The organism is Albibacterium profundi, from assembly GCF_042159835.1.
Classification (GTDB): Bacteria; Bacteroidota; Bacteroidia; order Sphingobacteriales; family Sphingobacteriaceae; genus Albibacterium; species Albibacterium profundi.
The window spans coordinates 745,083-763,725 of sequence record NZ_JBBVGT010000002.1 but is presented as its reverse complement, the minus strand read 5'-3'; the positions used below and the strand labels follow the sequence as shown (position 1 = coordinate 763,725).

Annotated in this window: 16 protein-coding genes; 4 read left to right on the top strand and 12 right to left on the bottom strand. The window is 42.8% G+C overall.

Annotated features, from left to right (window positions below; all coding sequences use genetic code 11):
- Genes rfbB through WKR92_RS04845 form a run of 3 tightly spaced genes read right to left on the bottom strand, consistent with a single transcriptional unit; the run spans position 1 to position 3,081 of the window.
- Positions 1 to 1,050, bottom strand: coding sequence for a dTDP-glucose 4,6-dehydratase (gene rfbB, locus WKR92_RS04855; protein WP_375556698.1), 1,050 nt, complete (start codon positions 1,048 to 1,050; stop codon positions 1 to 3).
- 4 nt (positions 1,051 to 1,054) lie between these two features.
- Positions 1,055 to 2,092 carry a UDP-glucose 4-epimerase GalE gene (gene galE / locus WKR92_RS04850; protein WP_375556697.1) on the bottom strand — a complete coding sequence of 346 codons (1,038 nt, stop codon included), beginning with the start codon at positions 2,090 to 2,092 and terminating at the stop codon, positions 1,055 to 1,057.
- An 8-nt stretch (positions 2,093 to 2,100) separates the two neighbouring features.
- Positions 2,101 to 3,081: a UDP-glucuronic acid decarboxylase family protein gene (locus tag WKR92_RS04845; protein WP_375556696.1), complete on the bottom strand. Its 981-nt coding sequence runs from the start codon at positions 3,079 to 3,081 to the stop codon at positions 2,101 to 2,103.
- Between the two features lie 129 nt (positions 3,082 to 3,210).
- Between WKR92_RS04845 and WKR92_RS04840 the strand changes: the two genes are divergently transcribed.
- Complete coding sequence (locus WKR92_RS04840; RefSeq protein WP_375556695.1) at positions 3,211 to 4,536, top strand: 3-deoxy-D-manno-octulosonic acid transferase; 1,326 nt, start codon at positions 3,211 to 3,213, stop codon at positions 4,534 to 4,536.
- 65 nt (positions 4,537 to 4,601) lie between these two features.
- On the opposite strand, the gene hemW is transcribed toward WKR92_RS04840, so the two are convergent.
- Complete coding sequence (gene hemW, locus WKR92_RS04835; RefSeq protein WP_375556694.1) at positions 4,602 to 5,729, bottom strand: radical SAM family heme chaperone HemW; 1,128 nt, start codon at positions 5,727 to 5,729, stop codon at positions 4,602 to 4,604.
- 135 nt (positions 5,730 to 5,864) lie between these two features.
- Between hemW and WKR92_RS04830 the strand changes: the two genes are divergently transcribed.
- Positions 5,865 to 7,163: a dicarboxylate/amino acid:cation symporter gene (locus WKR92_RS04830; protein WP_375556693.1), complete on the top strand. Its 1,299-nt coding sequence runs from the start codon at positions 5,865 to 5,867 to the stop codon at positions 7,161 to 7,163.
- A gap of 31 nt (positions 7,164 to 7,194) precedes the next feature.
- Here the strand turns inward: WKR92_RS04830 and WKR92_RS04825 are convergent, their stop codons facing one another.
- Positions 7,195 to 8,514, bottom strand: coding sequence for an MATE family efflux transporter (locus tag WKR92_RS04825; RefSeq protein ID WP_375556692.1), 1,320 nt, complete (start codon positions 8,512 to 8,514; stop codon positions 7,195 to 7,197).
- Between the two features lie 69 nt (positions 8,515 to 8,583).
- Positions 8,584 to 9,906, bottom strand: coding sequence for an SLC13 family permease (locus WKR92_RS04820; protein ID WP_375557958.1), 1,323 nt, complete (start codon positions 9,904 to 9,906; stop codon positions 8,584 to 8,586).
- On the opposite strand from WKR92_RS04820, the gene WKR92_RS04815 reads away from it, so the two are divergent.
- Both WKR92_RS04815 and WKR92_RS04810 read left to right on the top strand, forming a co-directional pair.
- Positions 9,788 to 10,096: a hypothetical protein gene (locus WKR92_RS04815; protein WP_375557976.1), complete on the top strand. Its 309-nt coding sequence runs from the start codon at positions 9,788 to 9,790 to the stop codon at positions 10,094 to 10,096. The genes WKR92_RS04820 and WKR92_RS04815 overlap by 119 nt on opposite strands.
- A gap of 716 nt (positions 10,097 to 10,812) precedes the next feature.
- On the top strand, positions 10,813 to 11,082 hold the full coding sequence (locus WKR92_RS04810; RefSeq protein ID WP_375556691.1) for a histidine kinase: 270 nt from the start codon (positions 10,813 to 10,815) through the stop codon (positions 11,080 to 11,082).
- 79 nt (positions 11,083 to 11,161) lie between these two features.
- Here WKR92_RS04810 and WKR92_RS04805 read toward each other — a convergent pair whose 3' ends face one another.
- The 6 genes from WKR92_RS04805 to WKR92_RS04780 all read right to left on the bottom strand — a co-directional run bounded on the left by WKR92_RS04805 (position 11,162) and on the right by WKR92_RS04780 (position 18,423).
- Complete coding sequence (locus tag WKR92_RS04805) at positions 11,162 to 12,406, bottom strand: Kelch repeat-containing protein (protein ID WP_375556690.1); 1,245 nt, start codon at positions 12,404 to 12,406, stop codon at positions 11,162 to 11,164.
- 84 nt (positions 12,407 to 12,490) lie between these two features.
- Positions 12,491 to 13,393, bottom strand: coding sequence for a hypothetical protein (locus WKR92_RS04800; protein WP_375556689.1), 903 nt, complete (start codon positions 13,391 to 13,393; stop codon positions 12,491 to 12,493).
- Positions 13,394 to 13,482: 89 nt separating this feature from the next.
- On the bottom strand, positions 13,483 to 14,502 hold the full coding sequence (locus WKR92_RS04795) for a hypothetical protein (protein WP_375556688.1): 1,020 nt from the start codon (positions 14,500 to 14,502) through the stop codon (positions 13,483 to 13,485).
- A gap of 35 nt (positions 14,503 to 14,537) precedes the next feature.
- Complete coding sequence (locus WKR92_RS04790) at positions 14,538 to 15,317, bottom strand: DUF4412 domain-containing protein (RefSeq protein WP_375556687.1); 780 nt, start codon at positions 15,315 to 15,317, stop codon at positions 14,538 to 14,540.
- A 329-nt stretch (positions 15,318 to 15,646) separates the two neighbouring features.
- The gene (locus tag WKR92_RS04785; protein WP_375556686.1) at positions 15,647 to 16,960 is read right to left on the bottom strand and encodes an MATE family efflux transporter; all 1,314 of its coding nucleotides are present in this window, start codon (positions 16,958 to 16,960) and stop codon (positions 15,647 to 15,649) included.
- A 71-nt stretch (positions 16,961 to 17,031) separates the two neighbouring features.
- On the bottom strand, positions 17,032 to 18,423 hold the full coding sequence (locus WKR92_RS04780; RefSeq protein WP_375556685.1) for an SLC13 family permease: 1,392 nt from the start codon (positions 18,421 to 18,423) through the stop codon (positions 17,032 to 17,034).
- Positions 18,424 to 18,643: the final 220 nt, after the last annotated feature.

The following is an 18,643-nucleotide window of genomic DNA, read 5'->3' as shown; positions in this document are numbered from 1 at the left end:
TTAGTCTTTATATTGCTGTTTATAGTATTCCAAGTACTGTCCGCTCGTCACATTTTCCAGCCATTCTCCGTTTTCAAGGAACCAGTCGACTGTCTTCTCCAGCCCTTCTTCAAAGGTAATGCTGGGTGTCCACCCTAGGTCTTTCTGTAATTTACTTGAGTCGATAGCATAACGCAAATCATGTCCGGCGCGATCGGTCACATAGGTAATGAGTTCAGCAGAACTGCCTTGTGGACGATTTAGTTTCCGATCCATGATCTCGCAAAGTAAATGAATCAGATCGATGTTCGTCCATTCATTATGGCCGCCGATATTGTAAGTGGACCCGCCGGCCGCTTTGTGATAGATCAAGTCGATCGCCCGTGCATGATCCTCAACCCATAGCCAGTCGCGTACATTCTCGCCTTTTCCATAAATCGGGATAGGTTGGTTATGCTTGATATTGTTGATAGCTAGAGGAATCAGTTTTTCCGGGAAATGATGCGACCCATAATTATTGGAACAATTGGAAATAACGATATTCAAACCGTAGGTGTCGCCATAAGCGCGAACAAAGTGGTCAGAGCTTGCCTTTGAAGCCGAGTAGGGCGAATGCGGGTCATAGCTCGTCTCTTCAGTAAAAAGCCCTTCGGCTCCCAGGGCTCCGTACACCTCGTCGGTTGACACATGATAGAAGCGATGTTGGTCATAAGCGCCCTCCCAATTATTGCGCGCAGCATTCAGCAAGTTAACCGTCCCGATCACATTGGTCATCACAAAAGCAGAAGGATCACTGATGGAGCGGTCTACATGTGATTCCGCAGCTAGATGGATAATGCCATCCGGTTTTTCTTCTTCGAATAGACGGTCGATGAAGTCCGCATCAACAATATCACCTTTGATAAAGCGATAGTTGGCTTTGTCTTCGATATCCTTTAAGTTTTCTAGATTCCCCGCATAGGTGAGTTTGTCCAAGTTGATAATCTCATAATCAGGGTAGGTGGTCACCATTCGACGAACCACATGGGAGCCTATAAAACCCGCTCCGCCGGTGATGATAATTTTTTTCATGATGTTATTCCGTATCAAATGGGTTTACGTCCTTCAAATATACTTCCCAGGCCCAAGCTGAACGCATCATTTCCTCGATGTCCAATTCAGCTTTCCATCCTAGTTCTTTGCTTGATTTGCTCACATCGCCCCACACCTTTTCGATATCGCCACTCCGACGTGCGCCGATCTGATAATTTAATTTTTCGCCTGTTGCTTTTTCAAATGCGTTAATAACTTCGAGAACCGAGCTTCCCTTGCCGGTTCCGATATTAAAGACATCGTAGTTTTTATTGTTGCCTCCCTGCTCAAGCAATTGGATGGCTGCTACGTGTGCTTTAGCTAAGTCGACCACATGAATGTAATCACGGATAGCTGATCCGTCAGGTGTATTATAGTCATCCCCATATACCGTAATCTTTTCACGCTTGCCAATGGCTGTTTGTGTGATAAAAGGTACAAGGTTTTGAGGAATACCAAGCGGTAATTCACCAATCAAAGCACTTTTGTGTGCACCTACGGGATTGAAATAGCGAAGTGAGAGTATATGAAAGTTCGAATTGCTCGCTGCTGATTCACGTAAGATCTCCTCTGCAATCTGTTTGGTATTTCCGTAAGGCGACTCGGCCCGTTTAACTTCTGCTGCCTCGGTTACCGGTAATTCGTCGGGTTGACCATAAACAGTGCAGCTTGATGAAAACACGAAATTAACCGGCTTAGCAGAAAAAGCATTAAGTAGATTGATGAGTGAAAAGAAATTGTTGTGATAATATTTCAATGGTTTTTCAACTGATTCACCAACGGCTTTGTAAGCAGCAAAATGAATCACGCCTTCAATATCGGGGTTACTACTCACAAAGTCTTGGACTTTTCTCTCATCGCAAAGATCAAAGTTGTGGAATTCCGGTTTCTTTCCTGTTATTTTTTCAATCTGACCCAGCACACCTATGTTGGAGTTGGATAGGTTATCAACGATGATCGGTGTATAGCCTGCTTCATAAAGTTCAACAACGGTATGTGATCCGATATATCCCGTTCCGCCGGTTACCAAAATTTTCTTCATTTTATTTTTTATTTATTGTAATACGAAAAGTCTTTATGATTAATTTCTTGTTCTGGAAGCGATTTAAAATATTCGTATGTAATCTTTAAACCCTCTTTCCGGTCTATTTTTGGAGACCAGCCCAACAGCTCTTTTGCTTTGCTGATATCGGGGCGTCGTTGTTTGGGATCGTCTACCGGCAGTGCATGATTAACAACACGCTGTTTGGTTCCTGTCAATTTGATGATCTCTTCAGCGAATTGGTTAATGGTAATTTCATCAGGATTGCCGATGTTAACCGGTTGCGCATAATCGCTCATCAGCAGACGGAATATTCCCTCTACCTGATCGTCTACATAACAAAATGATCTAGTTTGTGTGCCGTCACCAAATACAGTTAAATCTTCTCCTCTGAGGGCTTGACCAATAAAAGCCGGTAGTACGCGACCGTCGTTCAGACGCATTCTGGGGCCGTAGGTATTGAAAATTCGGACAATGCGCGTCTCTAAGTTATGGAATGTATGATAGGCCATGGTGATGGCTTCCTGGAAACGCTTAGCTTCATCATAAACGCCCCTTGGTCCAACGGGATTGACATTTCCCCAGTAATCTTCAGTTTGCGGACTAACGGTTGGATCGCCATATACTTCTGATGTAGAGGCTACCAGAATGCGAGCACCTTTAGCACGCGCAAGGCCAAGAAGATTGTGCGTGCCCAGTGAACCAACCTTTAAGGTTTGGATCGGTATTTTTAGGTAATCAATTGGGCTCGCAGGTGATGCAAAGTGTAAGATGTAATCGAGCTTGCCGGGAACGTGGACAAAGGTTGAAACATCGTGGCGATAGAATTCGAAATTTTCGCGCGGGAATAGATGTTCAATATTTCGTAAGTCACCGGTGATTAAATTATCCATACCGATGACATGAAAGTCCTCAGCTATAAATCGGTCGCAGAGGTGTGAGCCCAGGAAACCCGCTGCGCCTGTAATAAGAATCCGTTTTCTATTCATGATTGAGATTTATTATAATGATTACCTTTGGCGAAGGTAATTAATTTGGCAAAAACAAAATATTAAATTTTTTGCAAACATTTGTATTTTTAGTTGTTCTTTTAATTAAAATATTAATTGGCTCCCTTTATGACAGTTTTGTATAGCATTGGTATTTCTTTTTTTCATTTTCTGATTCGAGTCGGTGCTATTTTTGGGAATAAAGCTAAAAAGTGGGTAGACGGCCGAAAGGGACTGCTGGAGAAGATTAAAAACGAAGTAGATAGCTCAAGGAAACATAGTTGGTTTCATTTTGCTTCTCTGGGGGAATTCGAGCAAGGACGGTCTGTGTTAGAGGAGTTTAAGAAGCGTTTTCCGGATAAATCTATCGTCATTACCTTTTTTTCACCTTCGGGCTATGAAATTAGGCGAAATTACTCGTTGGCGGACCATGTGTTTTATTTGCCGGCTGATTCACGGTCTAATGCCAAGCGTTTTGTCGCGTTAATCAACCCTGAAATGGTCTTCTTTACAAAATACGACTATTGGTTGTTTTATTTCCGGGAATTGAAAGCTAAGAATATTCCCTTGTATATGGTGTCGGCGATCTATAGGCCCGATCAGGTTTTCTTTAAATGGTATGGAGGCCTTTTTCGACAAATGTTATCCTATATTAGTCATTTTTTTGTGCAAAACCAGGAGAGTGTCCGACTCTTGAAGGGGATTGGTTTTGATAATGTTAGTTTAAGTGGCGATACCCGATTTGACCGCGTTGTGAAGATTGCAAAAAATGTTCGTGAGTTACCAGTTATATCATATTTTGCGACAGGACATCGGGTGATGGTTGCCGGCAGTACCTGGCCTCAGGATCTAGAGCGCTTATTGGCACTTCATCAAGTTTTTCCCGACTGGAAATTGATCATCGCACCGCATGAAGTCAACAAAGAAAGCATTGATTATACACGTAAAATATTTTCATCTGGGATCTTATTTTCCGAGTTGAGCGACTATATGCATACTGAGCAACTGAAAAGAGATCAGTCGAAACAGCGGGAAGTAGATATGGACTTAGCATATCATGATACCGATACCGAGGCTGATATGATTCCCGAACATAAGTCTCCGATTCTGATCATTGATAATGTTGGGATGCTTTCCTCTCTTTATGGCTACGGCGATATCGCTTACATCGGAGGGGGCTTTGGCGTGGGTATTCACAATACGCTGGAAGCCGCGGCTTATGGGATGCCGGTTATTTTTGGCCCTAATTATCATAAATTCCAAGAAGCGAAAGATCTTATCCAGGCGAAAGCTGCTTACTCGATCAGCAACGAACGGGAATTAATACTTGTCATGGACGAACTGATGGATTATAAAGTACGTATAGAGGCAGGAAATCGTGCGGTTGGCTACGTGCAGCAACAGGCGGGGGCGACTGAGCGGATTATGGGCTTTGTGGAGGACCAGCTTAGTTAACTTGAGTAAGCTAATAACGTCAATAAACTGAACGCTGCTAAACGATGGTGACCCGTCTTGTCTCTTTAGGTTATGAATAGGTCGGCTGCAATCTGATCGGCGATGAGTTTACCCTCATCCGTGAGGATGTAATGTTTTTCTGATTTTTGAACCTTCCCTCTGGCGATGTATGATTGCAAAGGTTCGTTTATTTCAGTTAGGAAATCGGAAGGGAACCTCTTCTCGAGATAGGCATAGTCGACCCCCCATTTTGTTCGCAACGATGTCATGATGTACTCGTTGAATTGATCGGATAAGCTCAGGAGTTCTTTTTCTGCGGGTACCTGATCGGTCGATATCGACTCTAGATACTTCATGTTGTTTGCCACATTCCATTGGCGTTCAACTCCGTTGAACGAATGAGCTGACGGACCGATGCCGATATAGGGTATGCCTTTCCAATAACTGGTATTGTGCTGTGAGTAGTTTTTATCCCGTGCGAAGTTTGAAATTTCATATTGCTCATATCCGTTCTCTTGCATCTTCTGCATCAACAAGATGAATTGATCAGCGCTCTGCCCTTCGTTCATGGGCTGTTGCTTGCCTTTGCGGATAAAGGCTCCTAATGCTGTTTGCGGCTCAACGGTCATGCTGTAAGCAGAAAGATGAGGTACTTCAAATTCAATCATCTTGTTGATATTGTTCGTCCATTTTGCTTCGGAAAGCAACGGATACCCGTAGATAAGATCGCACGTAATGTTGTTGAAGCCCGCATCTTGCGCTCGTTTGATGGAGCTTTCAGCTTCTTGAGCGTTGTGCGCTCTGTTCATCCATTTCAAATCCTCTTCGAAAAAGGATTGAATACCAATACTAAATCTGTTGACCGGTGTAGTGCGGAGCTCGGAAATTTTACCTTTGGTTAAGTCGTCCGGATTGGCTTCAAGCGTGATTTCTATATCATTTTCGACGGGGTGTATAAGATAAACTTGGTCGATGATCCGGTTGATCTCCTTTGCGGAAAGCAGCGAAGGTGTACCTCCTCCGAAATAGATACTACTTATGGATGCTCCGGATAAGTAATCTTTTCTTAATTCAACCTCACTCTGGATAGCTTGAATAATTTCGTTTTTATATTTAACTGAAGTCGAAAAATGGAAGTCGCAATAATGACATGCTTGCTTGCAGAAAGGGATGTGGATATAGATACCGGCCATGAGACAAAGGTAAGATGAAATTGTGAGTCCGCATCGTCTTACAAAAAAACCGAACGATTAAAGATTACATCAGTGTGGGGAAATTTAAAATGGTTATGTGTTTTTTGACAAAAATCAATATATTGACAAACTTATATGAAGAAATTAGCATTGCATTGGCAGATTTTATTGGGAATTATAGCAGGAGTTGCAGCCGGTATTCTCTTTATTCAGTTTCCTTGGGGAAATACCTTTGTAGCAAATTGGATTAAACCGTTTGGTACAATTTTTATTAATCTCCTGAAAATGATCGCTATTCCGCTGATTATTGCTTCGTTGATTAAAGGAATAACGGATTTAAAAGATATAACGAAGTTGTCTAAAATGGGCTTTCGCACATTTGGTATTTATGTTATGACTACGTTTATTGCTGTATCCGTCGGGCTAACGACTGTGAATATTATCCAGCCAGGCGAGTTTGTTTCGGAAGCAACACGAAATGAAATGTTAAGTGTCTTTGGGAGTACCGCGGAAGAGAAACAAGCAGAGGCTGCTTTAACCAAGCAGCAGGGGCCATTGCAGCCATTAGTAGACATCGTTCCGGAGAATGCCTTTTTTGCAGCTAGCTCAAACGGTAATATGCTGCAAGTTATTTTCTTTACAATTTTGGCCGGTGTAGGTCTCATTTTGATCCCATCGAGTAGCAGTAAGCCAGTCAAAGATTTCTTTGACGGTCTTAATGAGGTGGTTCTTAAAATTGTCGATATAATCATGTTGACCGCACCAATAGGAGTATTCGCCTTAATTACTTCGTTGATTACTGAATCACCATCAGCTGATATTTTTGTTGCTTTAGGAATGTATAGTTTTACGGTGTTATTGGGGTTGGCGACTCTTCTTTATATCATATATCCGTTGATTTTAAAGTTTTGGGCGAAAACAAGTCCAATAAACTTTTATAAGAAACTCGCGCCAGCGCAGTTAGTTGCATTCTCGACCAGCTCCAGCGCGGCTACATTACCAGTAACAATGGAATGTGTTGAGGAGCATATTGGTGTAAATAAAGAAGTGAGTAGTTTCGTGCTGCCTATCGGAGCGACCATAAATATGGACGGCACCTGTTTGTATCAAGGTGTCGCAGCAGTATTTATTGCTCAAGTGTTGGGTTATGATTTAACTTTATCTCAGCAGCTAACCATTGTCGCGACGGCAACCTTGGCTTCAATCGGATCGGCAGCAGTGCCCGGTGCGGGCGTGTTGATGCTTGTCATAGTTTTGGAATCCATTGGGGTAAGTCCAGCGGGTATAGCTCTCATTTTTGCTGTGGATCGGCCTCTTGATATGTGTCGAACCATCATTAATGTTAGCGGTGATGCAATGGTAAGTGTAATCATGAATAAAGTTATGGGATATAGATTAAAACCGGCGCCAAAGAATCTAAGTGACGTCGAATAGACTGGTAATAAAACTCTGTCTTTATCGCTAATTAATGTTTCGTAAATAGCCTCCTAATTCTGGGCATATAGTAATACAGACTTAGACCTCTTACAGATACATAAATAATAAAAGCTATCCATAAACCTTTATTTCCAAAATGCCAGCTAAGCAGGGTACTGAAAGCAAGAAAAGTAAAAACGGAAAATATGCTGGCATTGCACATTTCCTTGCTTAACGTAGCGCCAATAAATACTCCGTCGAGTTGAAATGCATAGAACGAAACTAAGATATACAAACAAGCAAACGGTAAATAATCGGATGCAAAGGAACGGACAGTCTCATCGGTTGTTAGTCCACGGATAGCCCAGTCTCCACCGAAGAAGAATAATAAGGCTAAGATTAAGGCGGTAACTGCCGCAAGTTCATTGGCCATCTTGAGTTCAGTTCTGAATGCTATTTGGTTGCGCGCACCAAGGTTTTTTCCGACCATCATTTCGACGACATAGGCATAACCATCAAGGAAAAATGCGGATAGTGATACAAATTGCAAGAGGATATGGTTGGCTGCAAGAATTCCATCACCAAAACTTGCACCGCGATTGGTGAACCAAGCGAAACCAAAGAGAAGGGCCAATGTGCGGATCATGATATTTCCATTGGTCTGCATCATTTGGGCGAATTGGCTTTTTTCGAACAATGTCTTCCAGGCGACAGCTTTTTTTGCTTTTGGAGAAAGTCGATTTAATATCCGCCAAACCATCCAAGTGCCGACAAGAAAGGAGAACCACTCTGCCAATACGGTTCCGAGAGCGATACCCTGAACGCCGAAACCTAAGAAAACAACGAAAATAATGTTGAGTGTGATGTTGAGTCCGTTAAGCAGTAGTTGGAGGGCGAGTAGTTTCTTGGTTTCCCCTAAGCCAATCAAGATTCCCAATAAGGCGTAAGTGCATAATGTTGCTGGTGCTCCCCAAATTCGGACATAAAAATAATCTGCAACTAGTTGTTTGATGGAGTCGCTGGTATCTAACAAATAGAGCGATATAGGCAAGATGACCTGCTGTAGAAGTATAAAGATGGTTCCGACGGCTATGGCTATCACCCCGTATCGTAGTCCGATGTTTCGAACTTCATCGTGGTGGTCGGCTCCATACGCTTGGGCTACATAGCCTGTGGTTCCCATTCGCAGAAAACCGAAGCCCCAGTAGAGGAAACTGAAGACCAGAGCTCCCAAAGCAATAGCACCAATCTCCTGGGCACCGCCCATGTGACCAATAGCGGCTGTATCAGCAAGTCCTAATAATGGCGCACTAGCATTCGCCAATATAATCGGGAATGCCTTTCGTGCGATTGCTAAGTGACTTTTCATCTTGTGCGTAAAGCTAATGAAATTATGTTCGTAGCCGTGATTAGCAGCTGCCGAATGGGATCAAGATCTTTACTTGAAAACAAGGCTCCATACCAACTGGATAAAGATAAAAATTAGAATAATCGACGAAATATTCAAAGCAAAGCCAGCGCGAATCATTTCAGGAATGGTTACTTTACCTGAGCTAAAGACGATGGCGTTGGGTGGGGTGGCGACCGGCATCATGAATGCACAAGATGCGGATATGGCTGCACCGGCCAATAGTGGCAGGGTGTCCATATTCAGGGAAATCCCGATGGTAATCAGTACCGGTAATATCATGCTGGCTGTCGCCGTATTTGAAGTGATCTCCGTTAGGAAGTTAATGCTCGCAATGATTAGTAGCGTAAATATGGCTACCGGTAGAAAATCAAGCTGTGCAAAATGGCCAGCGAGCCAATTGGTGAGGTCTGTCGTAGAGAAACCTTTTGCAATGACTAAACCTGCCCCGAAAAGTAAGAGCACATCCCACGGTATTTTTTTTGCCGCTTCCCAGTTCATTAAAGGCCCTTTACCGTTGCCGGCAGGAATGGTAAACATCAGCATGGCACCGACGATAGCGATGATGGTATCATCAAGTGTAGGCAGGATGTCATTCCAAAGAAAAGAACGACTGATCCATAGAAATGCTACTAGAATAAAAACAATGGTAACACGTTTTTCAACGAGAGACATTTGCCCTAGGTTGTCTAATCCGTAATCGACTGGCCCCGACTCTATCTTTGTCTTGTATCTCGTCAACACAAACCAAGTAACAAGCAAAAGGATAATAGCAAAAGGTGTTGCAAACAGCATCCAATTTAAAAATGAAATATCGTACCCAAGAGACTCTTTTACCACGCCCGCTAAAATAATGTTCGGCGGAGTCCCTATTAATGTTGCCACACCACCGATGGAAGCAGCATAGGCTATACCAAACATTAGATTTTTAGAAAAAGGTTGCCGATCGCCGAAATGGCTAGCGACGGAAATGCCAATTGGCAGCATCATAATAGCAGTTGCCGTATTGGATATCCACATGGACAGGAAGCCTGTAGCAATCATAAAGCCTAAGATGACGTTCTTCTCGCTGGTGCCGACTACATTGATAATATTGAAGGCAATCCGCCTATGCAATCCAGATCGTTCAATGGCCAAACCGACGACAAAGCCTCCCATAAATAAGAAAATGTAAGGATTACCGTAGGCACTGGTTGTCTCGGCAACAGTCAGTGCACCCGATAAAGGGAAGATGATGATGGGCAAAATCGATGTAACTGGTAGCTCAACTGTTTCGGTAATCCACCAAAAGGCAACCCACAGAGTACATGCGAGAACAGCCTTGCCCTGTGGAGATAATCCTTCGAAGGGAATTGCATTGATTAGTAAAAATAATAGCGGGCCAACGATGAAATTGATGGTCTTGATATGCTTTTTGAACAAAGATCCAGAACGGGCTAAAATAATTATTTCGAAACTAGAAGCGGAGACAGAACTTAGAAAAGCAGCTGAGGAAAAAAAGCGAGAAGCTGAAGAGATTAGGAGAGAAGCTGAGAATCTGTAACAGACAGAATGGACTACTGTTCAATCGTTAAAATCAGTGGGGTTATTTCCTTTTCCACTGATTTTTATTGATGATCCTCTACTCATTATTTTTTTATCGATTTTTGCTCTCAGTATTGGAATTCCATAATATGGTATCCTTTGCAATATATTGTTATATTTACCTTCTCATCAAACATAAAATTTAGATTATTTTGACTCAATCAACACGATTAAAAATGAAAAACGATATTGGAGAGCGGCTGCGATGGTACTGTTTATACCATCTGGAGTCGTCGCGAGTGTATTAATTACTTTCCCACTTCATATTATATTGTATTTTACATTAAGTGGTGGACCTGAGCCTTTTATTACTCCCTATTTGGGCGACTTTTTTTGAAATATGATTCTTGTTTTCTGAATAACTGGGTATATCGGTCGGACATATATAGAAAGAATTAGTTCTTTGACATATTGCTTGGTATATGGGATTTATGGGAAATGGGAAAATAGAACTAACCAAATATTACATAAAGCTAAGGGGATTGCAATCCTAATGTCATTATTTAAGGGTTTATGGAGTTTCTTATTTGTTACTCCTTGTTTGTATTTGACTGATAGTCAGTGTGGTTTTCAATACCGGCCATCATGCAAAGATAGGGTAAAAAGGAATAAAAATTCAGGGCTTCGCGTTTCTTAAGCGAGAAAACAGATGAGCTGGTTAAAGTGTATTCTGATATGGAAAAACAAAGGGAGAAAGAGATTAAATTTGAATTTTCCCAGAAGAAGATAAAGGAAAGAGAAATGCTGGCCTTGCGGGCTCAAATGAACCCGCATTTCATATTCAATAGTATGAACGCTATTAAGAATTTAATTATGACCGAAAGGACTGAAGGTGCGATACATTACCTGGATAATTTTTCCAGCTTATTGCGCGGTGTATTGCAAAACAGTAAACGGGAAACCATTACGGTAGAAGATGAACTGGAGTACCAATATGCTTCATAGCAGTGCGCTGGCGTATTTGTTAAGCGTAAAATTGTTTATATTCATGATTAATTGATTTTATTGTAAATACCTTTTATTATTATTCATTCTCCAGCGTCCGGGTGATAAAAATTGATCTTGTATAAGCGCCCTGAACTCCATCTGTAAGATTGACTGCAGCACCATTTTTCCAATATTTGGCAATATCCCTTGAGTCGTTAAGTTCGGAGCCTGCTACATATACATCTCCGTTATCAATAAGAATGGAACGGGCAGACGATAAATTAATTCCATCGGTGAGGTTTATGGCAGCGCCATTTTTCCAATACTTAGCCTGTATATCCTCGCTTCCTGCTATATATACATCTTTGTTGTCTATGAAAATCGAGAATACGTCTGCATTTTTACTCCCATCGGTCAAGGCGACAGCGGTGCCGTTTTTCCAATATTTGGCTACATCTCTGGATCCGTTATGTTCGTATCCTGCTACATAAACGTCTCCGTCGCTCACGGCTATAGCATGCGCGCCGGCTGGTTGGATCCCGTCGGTCAGTGCTACGGGTTTGCCATTTTTCCAATATTTGGCAACATATACAACTCCGTTATATTCGTAACCGGCTGCATAAACATCTCCGTTATCTATCGCTAAAGAAAACACCCAAGCGTCGTTGCTTGTCTGGGATAGCTCAACCGCTTGGCCATTTTTCCAATATATGGCGGTTTGACCCTCATATCCGCCTATATATACATCTTTCTTGTCTAATAAAATGGAATGGGCCGCAGCACGTTTACTCCCATCGGTCAAGGCTACAACTTTACCATTTTTCCAATATTTGGCTACAGGTCTGGAAGCTTGATGCTCGTATCCCACTACATAAACATCTCCGTTGTGCACTGCTATGTCGTTTGCTTCGGCATGCCGGGTGCCATCTGTGAGCATTACCGGCTTACCGTTTCTCCAATACACAGCGGTGCGTTTTTGTCCTTTTTTCAGAACTCCAGCCACATATACATCTACTTGATATACTTTTAACGTAATGGCTTCGCTTTCCGGGTATCCTTCTTTTTTGGCTACAATCTGGTAGGCGCCGGCTTCATTAAAAGTGTGGGCAGTACTGGTTGTTTTTGTGTTATTGATATAAATATCGGCATCTATGGCTTTGTCACCGGCTGTAACTTCAAAAGTTACTTCGTCGCCTTTATCAATTTCAGTAGCAGATGCAACGACTACCAATTCCTGTTTATTAGGATCCGGCCCGTTATTTTTAGAGCAGGAAGCAAGTAGGAGGGTGCTGCATAATAATATGCCGAGGTATTTGTTGAATATTAAAGCGTTTAGTCTCATGATTGTTCGTATACGATGCAGTTCCTGAATGAAAAGAATCAGTGAACGTTAATAGCTCGGAGATGTCCTCCGAGCTATATGTAATTAATTCCCTAATTTGAAATAACGGTTTACGTCCTTATAATTGTTAAAATCAACCTTTTTTGACATAGTTTTAAACACATCAGCCTCTGTTACCAAAATGCGGAGCTTAACGTCATTTGGATAGGAACCCGTTCCAGATTGTCTGTGGATCCGAACATTTGTTTTGCTATTGTTCTCTGTATAATATATAAGAAACTCATCACCCGTACCGGAAGTGGATATTACTCCGGGAAGCGGATACCAATGTGTAAACTGAGTATAGGGTTGTACATAAGCGTTTACCACACTTCTTTCAAGCACTTCGAACGGCAGATCGATATCAATTAAAGTAATAAAGCCAGCCTCAGGTAATTGGGTTTTTAACGAAAATTGTATGGTATTAGCTAATTTAGCGATTAGCTTCCATGTACTGATGCGTCCGACTCCAGCACGGTAAAACAGTGTTTTACTTGCCGTGTTATAATAAAAATCACCCAGCTCGCCTTGATTGGAGGCGGGATCAGTGGACCCACTTAAAATGACATAATCGGCTTCCCCCTTATCCCCTTTAGCTCCTGTGTCTCCCTTGTCTCCCTTGTCTCCTTTAGCTCCTGTGTCTCCCTTGTCTCCTTTAGCTCCCGTGGCTCCTTTAGCCCCCAATATACTTTTACCACTTCCCCAACCCGAGGCTGTTTTCGGGCCAAAGAGTACGTAACTATTGGTGTTTAAATAGAAATCACCCAATTGACCTGCATCCTTTGTGGGGTTTGCTGTTCCGTTCAGGATGGTTCTACCGTCTATACCATCGACACCATCGGCGCCTTGTGCACCTGTTTCGCCTGCGGGGCCCACTGACCCATCTTTGCCGCATGAGGCAAGTCCCACTGTCAGGACAATCATCACTAAATATTTAATCAGCTTCATAATTATTTGTTTTTGTTTTCACTTAAAAAATGGCTTGCTTTCCACCGTTTATTGCCGCTAATATCAGCTCTCAGTGGCAGAAGTTTGGATTATTCCACTGGGGTTTTGACTACAACAATGGAAACTGCATCAACGCTCTCATTTTCGTCGGTGAGAGTCACAAGGGATCCGTTTTTCCAATAAGCGGCTTTGATTTTACCATCTGTAAATACTCGTCCCGCTACGTATACATCATCCCCATCCACCGCGATACCCGCTGCGTATGCTCCGTCATATTCACCTAGATCTAGGGCTACAGCTATTCCATTTTTCCAATATTTGACTGTCGAGGATTCACCTGGTGCGGTTTCCGTTCCCGCTATGTAAACATCTCCTCCTTCCACTGTTATAGCCGTTGCGACTGTATTCGTACTTTTATTGGACAAGGCTACAGCTTTTCCGTTTTTCCAGTATTTAGCGACAGAATTTGAACCGTTCCATTCAGTTCCAACGACATAAACGTCGTTCCCATTAAGGGCAATAGCAAATGCAACACCATTAGTGCTCAACGTATTAAGCACTCCTCCGTTTTTTGAGTATAGGATTGTTCCCACTTCATAGACAGAGGAGGGGAACCTACGTATGACGGTATGCACATCGCTACCGTCCACCGCTATGCCTGCAACATATTCGTTTCCAGGCACGTCTCTCAATGTTATAAGTTTTCCGTTCTTCCAGTATACCGGGTCGATATTATGCGTTCCGGCAGCGTAAACGTCGCCATTTTCTACGGCTATCGCATATGCTCTTCCATCGATCAGCTCGACAGCTTTTCCGTTCTTCCAATACATGGCAATACGATCCCGTCCTTCCGGGTCCCACGTGTATCCGGCAAGATAGATGTCGCCGCTATCCACTGTCATAGCGTACACTTCAGCGCCCTGAGACCCGACTTCCAAGTCTACGGGAATACCGTTTTTCCAGCATTTGGGCATAAGAACACGTCCATTAGATTCATATCCCGCAACATAAATATCCGTTTGGTATTGCTGTTCTTTTTCATCGGGTTCAACGCCTGTCCCATCCTTTTTGGAGCAGGAAAAGAGCAGGAGTGCGCTGCAAAGTAGCACTCCTGCGCATCTCTTGTATAGTATAAACTGTGTTTTCATGGTGTTGTTTTTTTGTATTTATAATCGTCGGGGATTTCAAATGTGCTGTCTGGGATATCTACTTGTTCCACAGACTCTAGTTCCATGATCATATTGACTTCGCCAGATTCAAGCGTGACTTGTTTTACGGGTATACCGTATTGATAAATAGCGGCACTGCTTTCACTCATTAATTCGGGTTGCGATTCCAATAATCGTTGATACTTCTCATAGCCTGGAATATCTTTCGTCATCCAATATTGAGTAACCGTTTCACCATCAGCTCCGATGATACCCTTTATAGCAGAAGGCACTTCGACAGTAGTCACCACATTGACTTGTATACAATCATATCCATTGATTTTTTCCTCTCCTACAACAATCAGGCTGTCCTTTTGCATTTCCTGCATCTTCTTCGTCATCTCATTGTCGGCAATTCCGCTGACATCCATTTTACTGTAGGTTTTTTTCTCTGTATTCAGCATAATGGTCTCATCGGGTTTATCCGCATTGCCAAGCATGGTCATTTTCATGTTCAGCCCTCGTATCTTTATGTCCATTTCTGAACGAACGGAGCCGTCAGAAAAAGACAGTCTAATACTCCCAGCCGGCTTCAAGCCTTCTTCTCCTTTATATTTAATTTGATATGCCAAAATCATATCCTCGCCTGAGGAACTTTCGGTATTGCTCGCTTCTCGACTCTCTGTACCTTCCTTATTCGAAAAATTGGAACAGGCTACAGAAGAGAACAAGAATAACAGAGCTAATGCAGTTATTAAATTACTTTTTATCATCATCGTTTTGTTTATTTATTGTTCCATAATCTTAAAATCACGTATAGCATAAAGTCCCCTGCTTTGGTACGTGCCGCATATATTTTTCGGGAGAAAGAAAGCAACAGGCTCGCATTATCAGACGGTTGGCTGAATAAATCGATTTCGGCTTTGATAATATTTTCCATTTACTACTCCTTCTTTCGTTATCTATGATAACAAATGTATCAAGACGGATTATCAAATTATACCCACATTGAGTGTATGGTCACTTTGATTTAGAATTTGGTCGTTCTAAGCGGAATTTGTTGCAGGATTCGGTAAAAGTCCCAGAAGCAGCTGCACGGAAGGTGCTAAAATAAGTTTCTTACCCGCGGCATGTAATAGTGTAGGCTCAGGCCGCGTACGGAGACGTAAATGATAAAAGATGCCCATAGACCCTTATTTCCAAAAAAATGGCTAAGCAGAACGCTACAGGCAAGGAAGACGAGCACCGAAAATACACTCGCATTACGCATTTCCTTGCTTAGGGTAGCCCCAATGAATACGCCATCTAACTGGAAAGCATAGAAAGAAAAAAGGATATAAAGGCAGGCTAGAGGAAGAAACTGATAGGCGAATTCACGAACGGTTTGATCGGTCGTCAGACCATCAATCGCTAGCTCACCTCCAAAGAAAAACAATATGGCCAGGACTAAAGCGGTAGCTCCTGCCAGTTCGTTGGCTAGCTTCAATTCGGTTTTAAAAGCCTGCTCATCTCGCGCTCCGATATTCTTACCCATCATCATCTCTACCACATAAGCATAGCCGTCAAGAAAGAAAGCCGACAAAGATACAAACTGCAAAAGAATGTGATTGGCTGCTAAAGTACCATCGCCAAAACCAGCTCCGCGATTGGTAAACCAAGCAAAACCAAACAGCAGCGCCAGGGTACGAACCATGATGTTGCCATTGGTCTGCATCATTTCGGTCAATTGACTCTTTTCAAAGAGGAGCTTCCAATTGATGGTTTGATTTGCAATTGGAGAAAGCCGATTAAGAGTTCGCCAAACCATCCAGATGCCGAAAAGAAGGGCGGTCCACTCAGCAAGGACGGTTCCTAGTGCGATTCCTTTAACCCCGAAGCCTAAAAATACGACGAAAATCACGTTCAGCATGATGTTGAGACCATTAAGGATCAATTGCAGTATCAATAGCTTTTTGGTTTCCCCCAAACCAATCAGGATGCCCAGTAGAGCATACATACCTAACGTTGCCGGCGCGCCCCATATTCGGATATGAAAATAGTCGCCAACCAATCGCTTAATTGCTTCGCTCGTGTCTAGCAGATAAAGAGATATCGGAAGGATGACCTGCTGTAAAAAAATAAAAAGGACACCTATAGCAGCTGCAATCACAGCATAGCGCAGACCTATATTTCGTATCTCATCGTAGCGTCCCGCTCCGAAGGCCTGAGAAACATAACCGGTTGTGCCCATTCTTAAGAAACCAAATCCCCAGTAGAGGAAGCTAAATACTAAGGCCCCTAAAGCAATGGCGCCGATTTCCTGAGCGCCGCCGGTATGGCCCATTGTGGCTGTGTCAACCAGACCGAGCAGGGGGACACTGGCATTGGCTAATATGATAGGGAAAGCCTTTTTGGCGATGGCTACACGACTTTTCATCATATTCGCAAATCTAAAGAAATTATATCTCGAATTGGAGGTGGCTGACTGCCTGGCTGTTTAAGGCTGCATAGTTATTTAAAGATAAGTCCCCATACAAATTGGACGAAAATAAAAGTTAAAAGGATAGCGGTTATATTCAAGGCAAATCCCGCTCGGATCATCTGGGAAATCGTTACTTTCCCTGAACTGAAAACGATGGCATTGGGTGGCGTTGCTACCGGCATCATAAAAGCACAGGATGCAGAGATAGCTGCCGATGCCAACAAGGGTAGAACATCCATATTCAACGACATGCCAATTGTAATTAGTACGGGAAGTAACATACTAGCTGTAGCGGTATTGGAGGTGATTTCCGTTAAAAAATTAATACTCGCAATGATTAGAAGGGTGAATACAGTCACCGGGAGAAAATCCAAATAGGTAAAGTGCTCTGCTAACCATGTGGTCAGATCGGTTGTTGAAAAACCCTTGGCGATGACCAGTCCCGCTCCAAAAAGCAGCAGTACATCCCATGGAATCTTTTTCGCGGACTCCCAGTTCATGAGCGACCCCTTGCCGTCGCCAGCGGGAACGGTAAACATGAGTAAGGCTCCCAGGATCGCTATCATAGTATCATCAAGCATCGGTAGAAGGTTGTTCCAGAGGAATGAACGACTGATCCACAAAAAACCTACAAGGATAAAAACCATGGTTACACGCTTTTCTACAACAGACATTCTACCTAAGGTGTTCAGTCCATAATTAGCAGGTTCGGAATTTTTGTCCGTTTTGTACCTCGTTAGGGTGAACCAAGTGATCAAGATGAGGATCACGGCAAAAGGGGTCGCAAAAAGCATCCAGTTGAGGAACGATATTTCATAACCCAGCGATTCTTTAACGATGCCGGCCAAAATAATATTGGGTGGCGTACCTATCAGGGTACCTATGCCTCCAATTGAGGCGGCATAGGCAATACCCAACATGAGATTTTTGGAAAAGGGTTGTCGATCACCAAAATGACTGGCTACCGAAATGCCGATGGGCAACATCATGATCGCCGTAGCCGTATTGGATATCCACATGGATAAGAAGCCTGTGGCTACCATAAATCCGAGAATAACGTTCTTTTCACTGGTGCCGACTACGTTAATGATATTAAAAGCTATTCTTTTGTGCAGACCCGACCGTTCGATCGCCAAGCCGATAACAAAGCCTCCCATAAATAAAAAAATGTAAGGATTGCCATAGGAACTAGTTGTTTCCGATACGGTTAACGCTCCTGCTAAGGGGAAGATCACAATTGGCAAGACAGACGTCACGGGAAGCTCAACTGCCTCGGTAATCCACCAGAAAGCCACCCAGATGGTACAAGCAAGAACCGCCCTGCCCTGAGGAGATAGGCCATCAAAAGGAATTAGATTAACAATTAAAAAAAGCAGAGGGCCGATGATGAAATTAAGGGTCTTGACGTGTCTTTTTAGCATGGATCCGAATGAGGTAATAAAATAAGTTTATGGTTAATCGGATTTGAAGATATAAAAAAAGTACTTAATACACGATTGCAGACTTGTTTTTGTAAAATAGTCTTTAATCAGTTATAGAACAGTAGTCAAACAGTCCTTTTCCCACGGGTAGAGGTCTGTTTGACCACTGTTTGACCACTGTTCAACCACCGTTTAGCTAAAACGAGTATTTTCCGTGTGT

Coding starts and splice junctions, on each gene's coding strand:
- rfbB (WP_375556698.1), bottom strand. CDS start 1,050: ATGAAAAAAATTATCATCACCGGCGGAGCGGGTTTTATAGGCTCCCAT.
- galE (WP_375556697.1), bottom strand. CDS start 2,092: ATGAAGAAAATTTTGGTAACCGGCGGAACGGGATATATCGGATCACAT.
- WKR92_RS04845 (WP_375556696.1), bottom strand. CDS start 3,081: ATGAATAGAAAACGGATTCTTATTACAGGCGCAGCGGGTTTCCTGGGC.
- WKR92_RS04840 (WP_375556695.1), top strand. CDS start 3,211: ATGACAGTTTTGTATAGCATTGGTATTTCTTTTTTTCATTTTCTGATT.
- hemW (WP_375556694.1), bottom strand. CDS start 5,729: ATGGCCGGTATCTATATCCACATCCCTTTCTGCAAGCAAGCATGTCAT.
- WKR92_RS04830 (WP_375556693.1), top strand. CDS start 5,865: ATGAAGAAATTAGCATTGCATTGGCAGATTTTATTGGGAATTATAGCA.
- WKR92_RS04825 (WP_375556692.1), bottom strand. CDS start 8,514: ATGAAAAGTCACTTAGCAATCGCACGAAAGGCATTCCCGATTATATTG.
- WKR92_RS04815 (WP_375557976.1), top strand. CDS start 9,788: ATGATGGGCAAAATCGATGTAACTGGTAGCTCAACTGTTTCGGTAATC.
- WKR92_RS04810 (WP_375556691.1), top strand. CDS start 10,813: ATGGAAAAACAAAGGGAGAAAGAGATTAAATTTGAATTTTCCCAGAAG.
- WKR92_RS04805 (WP_375556690.1), bottom strand. CDS start 12,406: ATGAGACTAAACGCTTTAATATTCAACAAATACCTCGGCATATTATTA.
- WKR92_RS04800 (WP_375556689.1), bottom strand. CDS start 13,393: ATGAAGCTGATTAAATATTTAGTGATGATTGTCCTGACAGTGGGACTT.
- WKR92_RS04790 (WP_375556687.1), bottom strand. CDS start 15,317: ATGATGATAAAAAGTAATTTAATAACTGCATTAGCTCTGTTATTCTTG.
- WKR92_RS04785 (WP_375556686.1), bottom strand. CDS start 16,960: ATGATGAAAAGTCGTGTAGCCATCGCCAAAAAGGCTTTCCCTATCATA.
- WKR92_RS04780 (WP_375556685.1), bottom strand. CDS start 18,423: ATGCTAAAAAGACACGTCAAGACCCTTAATTTCATCATCGGCCCTCTG.